Raw genomic sequence first — 15,730 nt, 5'->3', positions numbered from 1 at the left:
ATGCAACGCGAAACACCTGCACTCTTCCTCTCCCAGGTCGAGCGCTTCTATCCCCAGACCGATGCTCCGCTCGAAATCCTGCGCAAGGCGGATTTCGCACTGTGGCCAGGCGAACTCGTCGCGCTCGTCGCGCCGAGCGGCACGGGCAAGTCGACCTTGCTCCATGTGGCCGGCCTGCTCGAGAAACCGGATGCCGGCGAGGTATTCGTCGGCGGCATGGCGACCGCCAAGCTCGACGACAAGGGCCGCACGCGGTTGCGGCGCACCGAGATCGGCTTCGTCTACCAGTTCCACCATCTGCTGCCGGAATTCAGCGCGCTGGAGAACGTCGTCCTCCCGCAGCGCATCCGTGGTCTGCCAAAGCGACTAGCGGAGGAGCGAGCCGCCGAACTCCTGACCTTCCTCGGTCTGGGCGCGCGCCTCGATCATCTGCCGGGCGAACTCTCCGGCGGCGAGCAGCAGCGCGTCGCGATCGGCCGCGCCATGGCCAATACACCGCGCCTGCTGCTGGCCGATGAGCCGACCGGCAATCTCGACCCGCATACCTCGCTGCATGTCTTCAGCACGCTCGTGGCTCTGGCGCGTGCCTCGGGGTTGGCGGCACTGATCGCGACCCATAATCTCGACCTTGCTCGCCGCATGGATCGTCAGGTCACGATCCGCGACGGGCTGGTCGTGCCGCTCTGACGGCAAGTCTCCTTTCATATCTTGTTAACTGCCATTCATGTGCGCAGGGCAGAGCTGACCTATAGGCATTGACGAGAACAAAACATGAATTAAATTGAACGTATAGAGAACATTGGAGGTGAGCATGATCGCTGCACGCAAACTGGTCGTTGGCTTGGCCGAAATCCTGTCGCTTGGCCTGTTTCTCGGCATGATCTGGATCTGGGCGGCCTTGATGGCGGGGCCGCGCGTCTGACCTTTCCACAGCGCGCCATGTCACCGCCTCGACGCCTGCCACGCAACCGCTTCATATGACATTGGCGCGACGCTGCGAGTCGCGCTCTGAACAGCGGGCGGGTGAGGGTGGAATGAGTCGAGAATCCGACGAGGCACGCATTCTGTCGGAGGTCGGCTTCGTCCATCTTCATGTCCATTCGAGCTATTCGCTGCTCGAAGGTGCAATGACCATCTCGACCATCGCCAAGATGGCTGCCGGGGACGGGCAGCCGGCGCTGGCGCTGACCGACACCAACAACCTGTTCGGGGCGCTGGAATTCTCGGAGAAGCTGGCGGGCTCCGGCTTGCAGCCGATCGTGGGCGTGCAGCTCTCCGTCGATTTCGCCGACGAAGCCGAGGGCGGCCGCAAGCCCGTACAGCAGGACACGCCGCACATCGTCCTGCTCGCCATGACGGAAGCTGGTTACGGCAACCTGATGAAGCTCGTCTCCGAGGCCTGCCTGGCGGCCGGCGGCTCGGGGCAGCCGATCTCGTCGCTGGAGCGCCTGGCGGCGCATCATGAAGGGCTGATCGCCCTGACGGGCGGTTATGGCGGTCCGCTCGACATGGCGCTGCGGGCGGGACAGGCGCCGCAGGCAAAAACCCGGCTCGACCAACTCGCCTCCGTTTTCGGCGACCGGCTCTATGTCGAGATCCAGCGCCATGAGCGCGAGGGGCAGGCGGTGGTCGAGGCGCATCTGCTGCGGCTTGCCTATGATGCCGACCTGCCGATCGTTGCCACCAACGAGCCCTTCTTCGCAAAGCCTGGCGACTTCGACGCCCATGACGCGCTGCTGGCGGTCGCCGCAGGGCGCCTGGTTTCCGATGGCGAACGCCGCCGCGTCACGCCGCTGCATCATTTCGCCAGCCGCGCCGAGATGAAGCGGCGCTTCGCCGACCTGCCGGAGGCCTTGAGCGCGACCGTCGAGATCGCGATGCGCTGCTCCTGGCGCGTCGGCCTGCGTAAGCCGATCCTGCCGCGCTTCGGCGCGGAGGGGCGCGACGAGGCGGAGGAGCTGGAAGCACAGGCGCGCGCCGGCCTTGCCGCGCGGCTTGCCAAGCACGGCCCGGCTTCCGGCTATACGGTCGAGGACTATGAGAAGCGGCTCGATTTCGAGCTCTCCATCATCACCCGGATGAAGTTCCCGGGCTATTTTCTGATCGTTGCCGACTTCATCAAATGGGCCAAGGATCACGGCATTCCGGTCGGGCCCGGCCGCGGTTCGGGCGCAGGCTCGCTCGTCGCCTATGCGCTGACCATCACCGACGTCGATCCATTGCGCTTCGGCCTGCTGTTCGAGCGCTTCCTCAACCCCGACCGCGTCTCGATGCCAGACTTCGACATCGACTTCTGCCAGAACCGGCGAGAAGAGGTGATCGACTACGTCAAACGCCATTATGGCGAGGAGCGCGTCGCCCAGATCATCACCTTCGGTACGCTCTTGGCGCGCGGCGTGCTGCGCGATGTCGGCCGCGTTCTGGAAATGCCTTATGGCCAGGTCGACAAGCTGACCAAGCTCGTGCCGCAGAATCCGGCGAAACCGATTTCGCTGGTCGATGCGATTGCAGGCGAGCCCAAGCTGCAGGAGGCGGCCGCTGAGGAGCCGATCGTCGCGCGCCTGCTCGAGATCGGCCAGAAGCTCGAAGGCCTGCACCGCCACGCCTCGACCCATGCGGCCGGCGTCGTCATCGGCGACCGCCCGCTCGAACAGCTCGTCGCGCTCTCGGTCGACCCGCGCACCGGCATGCGCGTCACCCAGTTCAACATGAAATGGGTCGAGCAGGCCGGGTTGGTGAAGTTCGACTTCCTCGGCCTCAAGACGCTGACCACCCTGGAGACGGCGGTGAAGCTCATCGCCCAGCGCGGCATCGCGGTCGACCTCGCGAGCCTGCCTTTCGACGATCCCAAGAGCTACGAGATGCTGGCGCGCGGCGAGGTGGTCGGCGTGTTCCAGGTGGAAAGCGCCGGCATGCGTCGTGCGCTGGTCGACATGAAAGCCGACCGTATCGAGGATCTGATCGCGCTTGTCGCGCTCTACCGGCCGGGCCCGATGGATAACATCCCGAGCTATTGCCGCCGCAAGCTCGGTCAGGAAAGCCCGACCTATCTGCACCCCAAGATGGAGCCGATCCTCGCCGAAACGCACGGCATCATCGTCTACCAGGAGCAGGTGATGCAGGTGGCCCAGGCGCTCTCAGGCTATTCGCTCGGCGAGGCAGACCTGCTGCGTCGCGCCATGGGCAAGAAGATCAAGGCCGAGATGGACGCCCAGCGCGACCGTTTCGTGCGCGGCGCCGTCGAAGGCGGCATGACCAAGGATATCGCTTCCGAGATCTTCGATCTTCTGGCGAAATTCGCTGATTACGGCTTCAACAAGAGCCATGCCGCCGCTTATGCCGTGGTGGCCTTCCAGACCGCCTATCTCAAGGCGAATTATCCGGTTGAATTCCTCGCAGCCTCGATGACGCTCGATATGGGCAACACCGACAAGCTCAACGAATTCCGCCGCGACGCCGAGCGCCTAGCCATCAAGGTTCTGCCGCCTGCGATCAACCGCTCCGGCGTCGAGTTCGACGTCGCCGATGGCGCGATCCATTATGCGCTCGGCGCGATCAAGGGCGTCGGGCGGCTTGCGGTCGAATCCGTCGTCGCCGCGCGCCGCGCCGGCGGCGATTTCAAGGATCTCGCCGACTTCGCCCGGCGGATTGATACCAAACTGGTCAACCGCCGCACCATCGAGGCGCTGATTGCGGCCGGCGCGCTGGATGCGCTGGAGCCGGAGCGCGCCCGGGCCATGGCGGCGATCGACGGCATGCTGGCGCTCTCCAACCGCACGCGTGACGAGGCGGCGGCGGGGCAATCCGATTTCTTCGGCGGCGGCATGGTCCAGGAGGCTTTCCGCATCCCGCCCGTCGAACCCTGGTCGCCGGCCGAAAGGCTCAGGCGCGAGCATGACGCGGTCGGCTTCTTCCTCTCCGGCCATCCGCTCGACGACTACGAGCACGTCCTCAAGCGCCTGCGCGTTCAGCGCTATGCCGATTTCGCCCAGACCGTGCGTGCCAACGGTACTTCGGTCGCCAAGGTCGCCGTTTCCGTCATCGACAAATCGGAGCGGCGGACGAAATCCGGTTCGAAGATGGGCATCGTCAACCTCTCCGATCCGAGCGGCCAGTTCGAGGCGATCCTGTTCTCGGAAGGGCTGCAGCGCTTCCGGGATCTGCTGGAGCCGGGCAGGGCGCTGGTCCTGCGCCTGTCCGCCGTGCTCGACGGCGAGGAGGTTCGGCCCCGCATCGAGGATGTCGAGGTGCTGGACGATCTTGCCGCGCGTCAGAAGCAGGATCTGCTGGTCTATCTGCGTGACGACAAGGCGCTGGCCTCGATCGCCGAGCGTGTCCGGCCGCGCAGCGACGGCATCAGGGCCGAGGGCAAGATCGCGCTGGTCATGATCCTGAACGACGGCGCGCAGGAGGTCGAGATCGAGCTGCCGGGGCGCTATCCGGTCAACCAGCAGATCGCCAATGCGGTGCGCGCCGCGCCTGGCGTGGTCAGCGTGGAATTGCGCTGAGGAGGCGCGAATGCTGCTTGGGATCGGGCGGGTTTTCGCCTGCTCGACCGGCTGGAGACGGATTCAGATTGTTGGAGCAGGATCAACGCGAAAGCCCGGCACCGGCCTTGTGCTGAGTTGAGCGCAATGCTTTCAAATGCAGCGGGTAAGCGTTTCGATCTGGGTGCGACGCCGTATCTCACCAGAGGATTGGAGCGGATCCGAATAGCGGGGGCCTATCGTGAATCATTATATCGCGCGCATTCCGATGAGCCTTGCGGTGCCCGAGGCGATGCACTGGGCCATCAAGGACGTGCTGGAGGGCGAGTACGAGGCGGGCTATGACGGCGTCGGCCTCGATATCCTCGATATCGGCGCGAATGTCGGTTCTTTTGCGCTCTGGGCGACGGCGCGCTGGCCGGGCAGCATGGTGACCTCCTATGAACCGCATCCCGGCACTTTCGAGTTCCTGAAACGCAATACGCATCAGCGCCGCGATATCGTCATCGTCAACGCGGCCCTGTTTCCAGGCGGACAGAAGACGGCGAGCTTCGTGAGCCGCTTCGCCGGGGATGGCGAATCCGGATTGGCATCCTATGCCGGCGACACCTTCGTGGCCGGCGCCATGGTCGAGCGCTACGAGGTCGCCGTCGTGGATCCCACCAGCCTGCCGTCACCGGACATCGTGAAAATCGATATCGAGGGCGGCGAGGGCGATGTGCTGGATCATATCGACCTGTCAAAGACGTCGCTGGTGTTGCTGGAGTACCAGAATCGCAAGAACCGCATCCAGCTTGAGGCTCGCCTGAAAGCGGATTTCGACCTGATCGACACCCATGAGCATTCCTGGGATCCCTTGCTCGAACAGCGCTGCTACCGACCCGACCTTGCGGGCGACGTTTATGGGCGCATGTTTGCTGCCCGTAAGGGCGTGACGCGGATGAGGCGCTGCGCCGAGGGATGATGCAAGCGCGCGGGCCTGACTGCGGGATTGGACAAGGATCGGGAAGGTTTCCATGCTGAATTCGATCGCCGTCGATCGTCGCAGCCTGATCGCAGGTGCGACGGTGCTGAGCATCGCCGCTGCGGTCCGGCCGCTATACGCACAAGCGCAGGAGAAGCCGATGATCGACGCCCGTACTGCGCTTATCGTGGTCGATGTGCAGAATGATTTCTGCCCGGGCGGCAATCTCGCCGTGACCAAGGGCGATGAGGTCGTCGCGGTGATCAATGCGCTGGGCAAGCGTTTCGAGACCGTCGTCCTGACGCAGGATTGGCATCCCGCCGGCCACTCCTCCTTCGCCTCGAGCCATTCCGGCAAGAAGCCCTTCGAACTGATCCAGATGCCTTATGGCCCGCAGGTACTTTGGCCGGACCATTGCATTCAGGGCAGCAAGGGTGCCGAATTCCGAGCCGATCTCGATCTGCCCCGTGCCCAGACTATCGTCCGGAAAGGCTACCGGCCGGAGATCGACAGCTATTCGGGCTTCGTCGAGGCCGACCGCAAGACGCCGACGGGCCTGGGCGGTTACCTCAAGGAGCGCGGGGTCACGCGCGCCGTCGTCGTCGGCCTCGCCACGGATTTCTGCGTAAGCTGGACGGCTCAGGATGCCGCCAAGGCGGGGCTTCAGACGCAGGTCGTCGAAGAGGCCTGCCGCGCGATCGATCTCAACGGCTCGCTGGCCAAGGCCTGGGCGGATATGGCGGCGTTGGGGATCAAGCGGATCAGGGCGGCGGATTTGCCGGGCTGAAAGCTTCAGATGTCGCGTTCGCAGCGCCTGCTCGATCTGGTCCAGGTCCTGCGCCGTCATCGCAGGCCGGTCAGCGGCCGCAGGCTCGCCGAGGAAACCGGCATCAGCATCCGCACGCTCTATCGCGATATCGCGACCTTGCAGGGGCAGGGCGCGCCGATCGAGGGTGAACCCGGCCTCGGCTATGTGCTGCATCCGGGCTTCATGCTGCCGCCGCTGATGTTCACGGAAGACGAGATCGAGGCGTTGGTGTTGGGTTCGCGCTGGGTCGCGGACCGGGCCGATGAGCGCCTGGGGGCGGCGGCACGCGACGCCATGGCCAAGATCGCGGCGGTTCTGCCGGCTGACCTGCGTGAGCGCGCCGAGGCTTCGGCGCTGCTCGTCGGGCCCGGGGCAGCGATCAGCGAAGGCCGCATCGATCTCGGCCTCATCCGCAAAGCCATTCGCTCCGAGCGCAAGCTCACAATCCTCTATCGCAATGGCAAGGAGGCGCGCTCGGAGCGCGTGATCTGGCCTTTCGCGCTGAGCTTCTTCGATCATGTCCGGATCGTCGTCGCCTGGTGCGAATTGCGGCAGGGGTTCCGGCATTTCCGCGCCGACCGCATTGCCGAATTGACCGCACTGGAGATGCGCTATCCACGCCGCAGGCTGGCGCTCCTCAAGGAATGGCGCGAGAGCGAGGGCATCCCGCAGCCGGAATGACAGACACTGCCGGAAACTGGCAGCATCGACATCTAGTGTGACGAGGCCTTCCAAGAACAGGAGCCTCCAATGCTGGATGCCAATTTCATCATTCTCTATGTCGACAGCCCGCTTGCGAGCGCCCGCTTCTACGCCGATCTGCTCGGTCGCGAGCCGCTCGATTCGTCTGCGACCTTTGCGATGTTCGCCTTGCCGTCCGGCATCATGCTGGGACTGTGGTCGCGCCACACTGTCGAACCTGGGGCGGGGGCGGGCGGCGGCGGCGCGGAAATCGCCATGACGGTCACGAACGCCGCTGCCGTGGATGCCGCCCACGCCGATTGGGCAGCGCGTGGGCTTGCCATCCTGCAGGCCCCGACGGATCTCGATTTCGGCCGCACCTTCGTGGCGCTCGATCCCGACGGCCATCGGCTACGGGTCTTCGCGCCCGGACAGGCGTGAGGAGGCCTCGATGAACGGGCACTGGATTGCGGTGGCTGCCGCCGAGCATGTGAGGCGCGGCCTGTCCGGCGGATTCATGCAGGTTTGCCACGGCAAGGGCGCACCGTTGCGGCGCATCAAGCCGGGTGACCATCTCGTCTATTATTCGCCGACCACCACATTCGGCGGCTTGGACCGGCTGCAGGCGTTCACGGCGATTGGGAGGGTGCGGGACGAAGAGCCGTACCGAGCCGATATGGGCAATGGCTTCCAACCTTTCCGACGCAATGTCGATTGGCTGGAGGCGCGGGAGGCGCCGATCAGGCCGCTGCTCGACCAATTGCATCTGACCTCAGGGCAGCGAAATTGGGGCTATCAACTCCGTTTCGGGCTCCTGCGTGCCGAGGCACATGATTTCGAGATCATCGCCTCGGCAATGTCGGCTCACCCGGCAAGCGCAGTTTCGTTGTAGTGCCGTTTTCGTGTAGAGCCTTCAGTATTGCCGGCTAGACATCGTCAGGTTGCATCACGGGACATGCGAGGCTAATCAAGCATCGGGGTGGGGAAGGTGAAGCATGAAGATCATGCTGAGAATTATAACGAAGGATGGCCGAGATGACCTCTCCTAGGAATTTTATTTATATTGTTGCTGCGAGTGCTTTCCTGGCCTCGGGTGCATCGGTGCTGGCCCAGACACCTACCCAGGCCGACCAGCTCAAGCTCGCCTATCAGGCCGGGCGAAACCAGCTCGGCATTCTGGGCTATTGCAACGACAAGGGCTTCGTCGGCACCGACGTGATCGACATCCAGAAGAAGTTGCTCGGCATGGTGCCGGCTCCCGCCGACAAGAGCGGTGGCGACTCAGCCGAAGCCCAGGGCCGCACCGGCACCATCGCAGCGATGGGCATCCAACAGAATATCGAGACGATCGCCAAGGCACAGAACGCCACGGCTGAAACCTACTGCAAGCAGATCGGCGCCGTGGTCACCCAGATGGGCGCGGCCCTGCCGAAATAAGGCTCGATCGCCTTGCGTCGAACGCGACGACCCCGGCCCCGCGCAACGCGCTTGCGTCGCGGGTCGGGGCATTCCCGCGATTTGTGATCCCATCGGCCGGCGAACATCTTGCATTCCCGCGTCATCCCCTGTATGGCGCAGCCCATCCCACATGGGGAGCATCGCTTCATACTCGAAGCGTTCCGGTGACTTGGCAGCTTATGCCTCGTTCATTCGCACCCCAGAGGCTCAACCGGAAGGACGTTTGATACCATGGCTCTGCCAGATTTCTCTATGCGCCAGTTGCTCGAGGCCGGCGCGCATTTCGGCCACCAGTCGCATCGCTGGAACCCGAAGATGTCGCCCTACATCTTCGGCACGCGCAACAACATCCACATCCTCGATCTCTCGCAGTCGGTGCCGATGCTGTCGCGCGCCCTGCAGGCGGTCTCGGACACGGTCGCTCGCGGCGGCCGCGTCCTCTTCGTCGGCACCAAGCGCCAGGCGCAGGATTCGATCGCTGACGCTGCCAAGCGCTCGGCTCAGTATTATGTCAATTCGCGTTGGCTCGGCGGCATGCTGACCAACTGGAAGACCATCTCGGCTTCGATCCAGCGCCTGCGCAAGGTCGATGAGCTCCTCAATGGAGGCGGCACCGGCCTGACCAAGAAAGAGCGCCTGATGCTGGCGCGCGAGCGCGACAAGCTCGAGCGCGCGCTCGGCGGCATCAAGGACATGGGCGGCACGCCCGACATGATCTTCGTGATCGACACCAACAAGGAAGCGCTCGCGATCAAGGAGGCCCAGCGCCTCGGCATTCCGGTCGCCGCCATCATCGACTCGAACAGCGATCCGGACGGCATCACCTTTCCGGTTCCGGCCAATGACGACGCCGGCCGCGCCATCGCGCTCTATTGCGATCTGGTTGCACGCTCGGCCATTGACGGCATTTCGCGCGCTTCGGGCGACCATGGCATCGATCTCGGCGCTGCCGAGGCTCCGATCGTCGAGGAGGTCGTCGCCGAGCCCGCAGGCGACGCCGGCCCGACCTTCGAGCTGCTGACCGCGCCGCGCGGCGCGCCGGACGACCTTATGAAGCTTTCCGGCATGGGCCCCGAGCTCGTCCAGAAGCTCAATGATGGCGGTCTGTTCCATTTCTGGCAGTTCGCTGCGATGTCGCCTGCCGATGTGACCAAGGTCGATCACGACCTGAAGCTCGCCGGCCGCATTGAGCGTGACGGTTGGGTCGCCCAGGCGCGCGATCTCGCCGACGCGTGATCCCAATTCCGCGACGCGTCATCGGCGCGTCGCGAAAACGCATTCTTCAATGATGCGAGACGAGCGCCGGCGGCCGGAAACGGAGCGTCGGCGTTCTTCCTTCAAGTGATGTTTCGAGACGAATTGCGCGGCTGCCCCCGGTGAGGGCGCAGTCCGCACGACAATAAGGACAAGGCAAATGGCAGCGATCACCGCCGGCATGGTGAAGGAACTCCGCGACAAGACCGGCGCGGGCATGATGGACTGTAAGACCGCGCTCAGCGCCGTCGACGGCAACATCGAGGCCGCGATCGACTGGCTGCGCACCAAGGGCCTCGCCAAGGCCGCCAAGAAGGCCGGCCGCGTCGCTGCCGAAGGTCTCGTCGCTGTTGCGATCGCCGGCCATAGCGGCGTTGTCATCGAGCTGAACTCGGAGACGGATTTCGTGGCGCGCAACCTCGAATTCCAGGCGCTCGCTCATGGCATTGCCAATGTCGCGCTTGAGCGCGGCGGCGACGTCGAGGCGGTGCTCGCCCATCACTATCCCGGCGGCGGCACGGTTTCCGAGGCGGTCGCCAACGCCATCGCCACCATCGGCGAGAACATGACGCTGCGCCGCGTCGCGTCGCTGAAGGTCTCGGCCGGCCTGATCGGCTCTTATGTCCATGGCGCGGTCGCCGACGGCCTCGGCAAGATCGGCGTCATTGTCGCGCTGGAATCGACCGGCAACGCGGACGAACTCGCCGTGCTCGGCCGGCAGCTTGCCATGCATGTCGCGGCGACCAACCCGGTCGCGCTCGATCTTGCTTCGGTCGATCCCGAGGTGCTGGCTCGTGAGAAGGCGATCCTGGCCGAGAAGAACGCCGGCAAGCCCGCCAATGTGCTCGAGAAGATCACCGAGAGCGGCCTGAAGAGCTACGCCAAGGAATATTGCCTGCTCGAGCAGGCCTATATTCATGATGGCTCGAAGTCGGTCGGCCAGGTGCTCAAGGAGATCGAGGGCAAGGTCGGCGCTCCGGTGAAGCTCACCGGCTTCGCGCGCTTTGCGCTCGGCGAAGGCATCGAGAAGGAAGAGCAGGATTTTGCGGCGGAAGTTGCAGCTGCCGGCGGTGCGACGGGCTGAAATGCCAGTTGACGATTGAGAAAAAGGCCGCGCCCAGCGCGGCCTTTTTTGTAAGAAGATGGCTGCGGATACGAATCGAGTTCGCGTTAGCGCATCGGCCCGAAAAGTGGGAACCGGTTTTCGGGACAAGCCGATGCAAGATTAAAGCCCTACAGCATCTGCCCGAATACGATATTCGGTCAGATGCTGTAGCAAGGGAGACGAATCCGTGAGACCTAAACGCGTCCTTGTGAAGCTCTCCGGCGAAGCCCTTGCGGGACAAGCGGGATCTGGCCTCGACGGCCACACGCTGACGGCGCTGGCGGCTGATATTGCGCATGCCGCTCGCGAAGGCGTCGAGATCGCCATCGTGGTCGGCGGCGGCAATTTCTTTCGTGGCTTGCAGGGCCTGAACAAGGGCCTCGATCGGCCGAGCGCCGATTCCATCGGCATGCTCGGCACGGTGATGAATGCGCTTGCCCTCGAGCATGCGATCGAGACCGCTGGCGCCCCCGCGCGTGCGATGTCGGCCGTGCCGATGCCTTCGCTCTGCGAGAGCTATGCGCGCCGCCGCGCCCTCGATCATCTCAGCAACGGCAAGGTGGTGATTCTGGGCGGCGGCACCGGCAACCCCTATTTCACCACCGATACGGGGGCCGCGCTGCGCGCCGCCGAACTCGACTGCAGCCACCTGCTCAAGGCGACGCAGGTCGACGGTGTCTACACTGCCGATCCCAAGGTCGACCCGAAGGCGACGCGCTACGACACACTCACCCATGCCGAGGCGATCAAGCGCGATCTCAAGGTGATGGACACTGCGGCCTTTGCCCTGGCGCGCGATGCCGGCCTCACCATCGTCGTGTTCTCGATCGCCGAGACCGGCGCGCTTGCAGCCGTGCTGCGCGGCGAGGGCAGGGCGACATACGTCACGCCCTGAAGCCGGGCAGGCACGACCCGGGCCACGTGTTCAGGCTTGCGGGGTCAGTAGGTCGCCCAGACACCCGGACTCATCAATTCAAGCAAGTGGCCATCCGGGTCGCGCAGATAGAGGCTCTTCCCGCCGCGCTCCCAGGTCATGCGGCCTTCGATGGCGACGCCGAGCTGCTTCAACCTGCTCTCCCAGGCGGGCAATTCTTCGGTATCGACGGCGAAGCAGATATGCAGCGGTCCCGAGCCGTCATGCGGGGGGATGATTCCGTTGGGGGATGTCTGGCTGCCGAGTGATTCTCCCCGGTGGAACAGCAGCAACACGCTCGACCCGCCTATGTCGTAAGCGTACAATGTCTTGGTGCGTAGCAACGCTTTGACGTCAAGAACGTTCTCGTAGAACGCTGCGGCGCGCTCGAGATCATCAACATAGAGTGCGGTCTCGATAATGCGATTCAGGCGTGGCATGGCCGACTCCGGTGTCTGGACTCGTTTCGAGGGGCTCGCCATGGCGCAACCGAATGAACGGGTGACCAACCCCGACGCGTCAAGACGTCCCGTTCTGAAACTGCGGCGGCGCATGAAATCCTTGACCCTGCGCGGACCCGCCGCCATGGTCGCGCCCGGTTTCGTATAAGCTCTCAAGGTCTTGAAGATAATGGCCCAGACGACATTCGATCTCGCGGACGTGAAGCGCCGCATGCAGAGTTCGCTCCAGTCCTTCAAGGGCGATCTCGCCTCGCTGCGCAGCGGTCGCGCCTCCGCCAACATGCTCGACCCGATCCAGGTCGAGGCCTATGGCGCCCGCACGCCGCTCAGCCAGCTTGCGACGGTCAGCGTGCCGGAAGCCCGCTTGCTCAGCGTCCAGGTCTGGGACCGCAGCATGACCGCGGCCGTCGAAAAGGCGATCCGCGAATCCGATCTCGGCCTCAACCCGCAGACGGAAGGCCAGGTGCTCCGCATCCGTATTCCGGAGCTGAACGAGCAGCGCCGCAAGGAGATGGTCAAGGTCGCCCATAAATATGCCGAGGATGCCAAGATCGCGGTGCGCCATGTCCGCCGCGACGGTATCGACCTGATCAAGAAGCTGGAAAAGGACGGTCACCTCACCAAGGATGACGTGGTCCGGCAGTCCGATCAGGTCCAGAAGGCCACCGACCAGCACATTGCCGAGATCGACCAGGCGCTGGCGGCGAAGGAAAAAGAGATTCTGCACGTCTGAGACGCGGGTTTCCGAGACGAGGACTGAGATCAAGCCTGCGCGGGAATGCCCCGCGCGACGCTCTTCACGGCGCTAGGCCGAACGAGGCATTGGAATGTCAGCAGGCCAGCGTCAGGGGCAGCAGCCCGCAGGCCCCGCCCATGTCGCCATCATCATGGATGGCAATGGTCGTTGGGCGCAGATGCGCGGCCTGCCGCGTCAGGAAGGCCATCGGCGGGGGCTCGAGGCCCTGCGCCGCACGGTCAAGAACGCGGGCGAGCTCGGCATTGCGGTGCTGACGCTCTACAGCTTCTCGACCGAGAACTGGCGCCGGCCCCAGGCCGAGGTCTCCTTCCTGATGGGGCTGCTCAAGCGTTTCGTCGAAAAGGATCTCGCCGAGCTCGACGCCTCCGGGGTGAAGGTCCGCATCATCGGCGGCCGCGAGGATCTCGCTCCGGATCTGCGTCGTCTGGTCGAGCATGCCGAAGCCATGACCTGCAACAATACCGGCATGACGCTTGCCATCGCCTTCAACTATGGATCGCGCGACGAGATCGTCCGCACGGCACGCGCGCTGGCCGCCGAGGTCGCAGCAGGCAGCATCGCCGCGAGCGCGATCGACGAGGCGCTGTTCTCGAGCCGCCTGGACACGAGCGATCTGCCCGATCCGGAACTGGTGATCCGCACCTCCGGCGAGACGCGCATCTCGAATTTCCTGCTCTGGCAGGCAGCCTATGCCGAATTCATCTTCTCGCCGGTGCTCTGGCCGGACTTCGATCGCGGCGCTCTGGAAGATGCGATCGCCGAGTATCGCCGTCGCGAGCGCCGCTTCGGCGGGGTGTCCGAACCTGCAGACCGCAATGTGGGGGCAGCGTGAATGAACCCCGCTCCGACGCCGCGCCGGTCGCCTCCAGCGAACTGAAGCTGCGGGTGGCGTCGGCGCTTGTCCTTGCGGCGGGCATTCTCGCTGCGACGTTCTGGGGCGGCTGGCCGTTTCGACTGGTCTGGACGCTCGTGGCGGGCCTTGTCGCTTATGAGTGGCTTTCGATCGTCAGTCGCCAGAACGCGGTCGCAGCAGGTATCGGAGTCGTGCTTGCGGGGCTGCTGCTCGGGTTTTCGCCGGCAAGCCCGCCGGCCCTTGCGGGCGTCGCGGCTGCGTTGGCCCTGTGTGGCGCGGTGCTGACGCCCTTGACCCAGAATCGCCTGGCGCTCGAAATCTGCGGTGTCGCCTATGCGCTGGCGTTCGCGCTCGTTACACCGGCCTTGCGCGCAATTCCCGATCTCGGCCTGGCTCTGATCATCTGGAGCTTCGCTGTGGTCTGGTTCACCGACATCGCGGCCTATTTCACGGGCCGCACGCTGGGCGGCCCCAAATTGATGCCGCGTTTCAGCCCGAAGAAAACCTGGTCCGGCGCGCTCGGTGGCACGATGGCGGGCACGCTCGGAGGCTATGCGGTCTGGGCGCTGACGCCTCAGGCGGCGATGGCCGTCGGGCCAGGCCTCGCGATTGCTGCTTCATTCGCGGCTTCCGTCCTCAGCCAGGCCGGCGATCTCTTCGAATCCGCCATCAAGCGGCGCTTCGGAGCGAAGGATTCGAGCCGATTGATCCCCGGCCATGGCGGTTTCCTGGATCGTCTGGACGGCTATTGGGCCGTGCTGATCTTCGCTGGCCTGCTGCTCTTCCTGACGCGTCTTTGACGTAGAGAACCCGATGCTTCGCACCGTCACCCTGCTCGGCGCCACGGGCTCGATCGGCCGCTCGACCCGCGAGGTCGTCGCAGAGAATCCCGACCGTCTCGCGATCTCGGCCGTTGTCGGCGGCAAGGACGCGGCGGCGCTCGCCAAGGTCGCCATCGAGACCGGGGCGCGTTTCGCGGCGCTCGCCGACGAGGGCGGTGCGGCGGCGCTGGCGGAGGCTTTGTCGGGCAGCGGCATCGCCCATGGCGCAGGGCGTTCGGCAGTATTCGAGGCGGTGGCGATGCCGAGCGATATCGTTGTCAGCGCGATTTCCGGAGCCGCTGGGCTGGAGGCGACCTTCGCGGCACTGACGCCGGGCAGGGTCGTGGCGCTCGCCAACAAGGAAAGCCTCGTTTGCGCCGGAGCCGCCGTCATGGCGCGCGCGCAAGAGGTTGGCGTGCGGATCCTGCCGCTCGATTCCGAACATAACGCGTTATTCCAAGTCCTTGGCGTCGAGCCGATCTCGGCCATCCGCACCATGACGCTGACGGCTTCGGGGGGGCCCTTCCGCACCTGGAGCGTTGAGGAAATTGCCGCAGCAAGGCCGGAGCAGGCGCTGGCTCATCCCAACTACGCGATGGGCGCCAAGATCACGATCGATTCCGCCAGCATGATGAACAAGGGACTGGAGCTGATCGAGGCCTGCTTCCTGTTCGGGTTGCGCCATGACCAGCTCGATGTGCTTGTGCATCCACAGCAGATCGTCCACGGGCTCGTGACCTTCCGCGATGGCTCGGTCAGCGCCGGCATGGCCGTGCCCGACATGCGCGTCGCCGCTGCCCATTGCCTGGGTGTGGACGGTCGGCTCGATGCGCCGCCGGCGCGTTTCCTGGACCTTGCGCTGACGGCGCCGCTCGCCTTCGAGCGCCCCGATCTCGCGCGCTTCCCGGCGCTCGGCCTTGCCATGGCGGCGTTGGCACAAGGTGGCGCCATGCCGGCGATCCTCAACGCCGCCAATGAGATCGCCGTCGCAGCTTATCTCGCCGGCGCGATCAGCTTTCCTGGAATTGCCGCATTGGTGGACGCAGTCTGCAGCCAATCGGCGCCGCAGATGGCGGCTCCGGCAGATGTGGCGGGCGCCCTCGCGGTTGACCAAGATGCGAGAAAGCGCGCGCGGGCGCTCTTGTAGTAGACCCCTTTCGCTGTCACC

The 15,730-nt window shown here is 64.8% G+C and carries 16 protein-coding genes; 15 read left to right on the top strand and 1 reads right to left on the bottom strand.

Annotated features, from left to right (window positions below):
• From CYD53_RS04405 to pyrH, 11 genes are all read left to right on the top strand, one after another.
• Nucleotides 1–687: an ABC transporter ATP-binding protein gene (locus tag CYD53_RS04405; RefSeq protein WP_103716906.1), complete on the top strand. Its 687-nt coding sequence runs from the start codon at nucleotides 1–3 to the stop codon at nucleotides 685–687.
• Between the two features lie 347 nt (nucleotides 688–1,034).
• Nucleotides 1,035–4,508: a DNA polymerase III subunit alpha gene (dnaE, locus tag CYD53_RS04400; protein ID WP_103716905.1), complete on the top strand. Its 3,474-nt coding sequence runs from the start codon at nucleotides 1,035–1,037 to the stop codon at nucleotides 4,506–4,508.
• A 220-nt stretch (nucleotides 4,509–4,728) separates the two neighbouring features.
• Nucleotides 4,729–5,451, top strand: coding sequence for an FkbM family methyltransferase (locus CYD53_RS04395; protein WP_103716904.1), 723 nt, complete (start codon nucleotides 4,729–4,731; stop codon nucleotides 5,449–5,451).
• 52 nt (nucleotides 5,452–5,503) lie between these two features.
• Nucleotides 5,504–6,238, top strand: coding sequence for a bifunctional nicotinamidase/pyrazinamidase (gene pncA, locus CYD53_RS04390; RefSeq protein WP_181011708.1), 735 nt, complete (start codon nucleotides 5,504–5,506; stop codon nucleotides 6,236–6,238).
• Nucleotides 6,239–6,247: 9 nt separating this feature from the next.
• Nucleotides 6,248–6,940, top strand: a complete 693-nt coding sequence (locus tag CYD53_RS04385; RefSeq protein ID WP_103716903.1) for a helix-turn-helix transcriptional regulator — start codon at nucleotides 6,248–6,250, stop codon at nucleotides 6,938–6,940.
• Between the two features lie 69 nt (nucleotides 6,941–7,009).
• Entirely contained in the window at nucleotides 7,010–7,381 is a 372-nt protein-coding gene (locus tag CYD53_RS04380; protein ID WP_103716902.1) for a VOC family protein, read from the top strand.
• Between the two features lie 10 nt (nucleotides 7,382–7,391).
• Complete coding sequence (locus CYD53_RS04375; RefSeq protein WP_103716901.1) at nucleotides 7,392–7,832, top strand: EVE domain-containing protein; 441 nt, start codon at nucleotides 7,392–7,394, stop codon at nucleotides 7,830–7,832.
• A 134-nt stretch (nucleotides 7,833–7,966) separates the two neighbouring features.
• A complete protein-coding gene (locus CYD53_RS04370) occupies nucleotides 7,967–8,377 on the top strand; it encodes a pore-forming ESAT-6 family protein (RefSeq protein ID WP_103716900.1) in 411 nt (136 codons plus the stop codon).
• A gap of 252 nt (nucleotides 8,378–8,629) precedes the next feature.
• Nucleotides 8,630–9,634, top strand: a complete 1,005-nt coding sequence (locus CYD53_RS04365; protein ID WP_103716899.1) for a 30S ribosomal protein S2 — start codon at nucleotides 8,630–8,632, stop codon at nucleotides 9,632–9,634.
• Nucleotides 9,635–9,812: 178 nt separating this feature from the next.
• Nucleotides 9,813–10,736: a translation elongation factor Ts gene (gene tsf / locus CYD53_RS04360; RefSeq protein WP_103716898.1), complete on the top strand. Its 924-nt coding sequence runs from the start codon at nucleotides 9,813–9,815 to the stop codon at nucleotides 10,734–10,736.
• A 208-nt stretch (nucleotides 10,737–10,944) separates the two neighbouring features.
• Nucleotides 10,945–11,652, top strand: coding sequence for a UMP kinase (pyrH, locus tag CYD53_RS04355; RefSeq protein ID WP_103716897.1), 708 nt, complete (start codon nucleotides 10,945–10,947; stop codon nucleotides 11,650–11,652).
• Nucleotides 11,653–11,696: 44 nt separating this feature from the next.
• Here the strand turns inward: pyrH and CYD53_RS30905 are convergent, their stop codons facing one another.
• Nucleotides 11,697–12,344 carry a VOC family protein gene (locus CYD53_RS30905; RefSeq protein ID WP_342751645.1) on the bottom strand — a complete coding sequence of 216 codons (648 nt, stop codon included), beginning with the start codon at nucleotides 12,342–12,344 and terminating at the stop codon, nucleotides 11,697–11,699.
• Here CYD53_RS30905 and frr point away from each other — a divergent pair.
• From frr to dxr, 4 genes are all read left to right on the top strand, one after another.
• Nucleotides 12,301–12,864 (top strand): ribosome recycling factor, encoded by a 564-nt coding sequence (gene frr / locus CYD53_RS04345; protein WP_103716896.1) that lies wholly within the window; start codon nucleotides 12,301–12,303, stop codon nucleotides 12,862–12,864. The genes CYD53_RS30905 and frr overlap by 44 nt on opposite strands.
• Nucleotides 12,865–12,958: 94 nt before the next feature.
• The gene (locus CYD53_RS04340; protein WP_103716895.1) at nucleotides 12,959–13,720 is read left to right on the top strand and encodes an isoprenyl transferase; all 762 of its coding nucleotides are present in this window, start codon (nucleotides 12,959–12,961) and stop codon (nucleotides 13,718–13,720) included.
• Entirely contained in the window at nucleotides 13,717–14,541 is an 825-nt protein-coding gene (locus CYD53_RS04335) for a phosphatidate cytidylyltransferase (protein ID WP_103716894.1), read from the top strand. The genes CYD53_RS04340 and CYD53_RS04335 overlap by 4 nt, the downstream gene beginning before the upstream one ends.
• Nucleotides 14,542–14,554: 13 nt before the next feature.
• Nucleotides 14,555–15,709: a 1-deoxy-D-xylulose-5-phosphate reductoisomerase gene (gene dxr, locus CYD53_RS04330; protein WP_103716893.1), complete on the top strand. Its 1,155-nt coding sequence runs from the start codon at nucleotides 14,555–14,557 to the stop codon at nucleotides 15,707–15,709.
• Nucleotides 15,710–15,730 lie beyond the last annotated feature (21 nt).

This window comes from Allobosea psychrotolerans (assembly GCF_002917105.1).
In the GTDB taxonomy this organism is placed as follows: Bacteria; Pseudomonadota; Alphaproteobacteria; order Rhizobiales; family Beijerinckiaceae; genus Allobosea; species Allobosea psychrotolerans.
Note: the sequence above shows the minus strand (reverse complement) of the source record. Positions and strands in the feature narration are given on the sequence as shown.

Bases quoted from the DNA above. Each gene is read 5' to 3' on its own strand.
- CYD53_RS04405 (WP_103716906.1), top strand. From the start codon at position 1: ATGCAACGCGAAACACCTGCACTCTTCCTCTCCCAGGTCGAGCGCTTC.
- dnaE (WP_103716905.1), top strand. From the start codon at position 1,035: ATGAGTCGAGAATCCGACGAGGCACGCATTCTGTCGGAGGTCGGCTTC.
- pncA (WP_181011708.1), top strand. From the start codon at position 5,504: ATGCTGAATTCGATCGCCGTCGATCGTCGCAGCCTGATCGCAGGTGCG.
- CYD53_RS04385 (WP_103716903.1), top strand. From the start codon at position 6,248: ATGTCGCGTTCGCAGCGCCTGCTCGATCTGGTCCAGGTCCTGCGCCGT.
- CYD53_RS04380 (WP_103716902.1), top strand. From the start codon at position 7,010: ATGCTGGATGCCAATTTCATCATTCTCTATGTCGACAGCCCGCTTGCG.
- CYD53_RS04375 (WP_103716901.1), top strand. From the start codon at position 7,392: ATGAACGGGCACTGGATTGCGGTGGCTGCCGCCGAGCATGTGAGGCGC.
- CYD53_RS04370 (WP_103716900.1), top strand. From the start codon at position 7,967: ATGGCCGAGATGACCTCTCCTAGGAATTTTATTTATATTGTTGCTGCG.
- CYD53_RS04365 (WP_103716899.1), top strand. From the start codon at position 8,630: ATGGCTCTGCCAGATTTCTCTATGCGCCAGTTGCTCGAGGCCGGCGCG.
- tsf (WP_103716898.1), top strand. From the start codon at position 9,813: ATGGCAGCGATCACCGCCGGCATGGTGAAGGAACTCCGCGACAAGACC.
- frr (WP_103716896.1), top strand. From the start codon at position 12,301: ATGGCCCAGACGACATTCGATCTCGCGGACGTGAAGCGCCGCATGCAG.
- CYD53_RS30905 (WP_342751645.1), bottom strand. From the start codon at position 12,344: ATGCGGCGCTTCACGTCCGCGAGATCGAATGTCGTCTGGGCCATTATC.
- CYD53_RS04340 (WP_103716895.1), top strand. From the start codon at position 12,959: ATGTCAGCAGGCCAGCGTCAGGGGCAGCAGCCCGCAGGCCCCGCCCAT.
- dxr (WP_103716893.1), top strand. From the start codon at position 14,555: ATGCTTCGCACCGTCACCCTGCTCGGCGCCACGGGCTCGATCGGCCGC.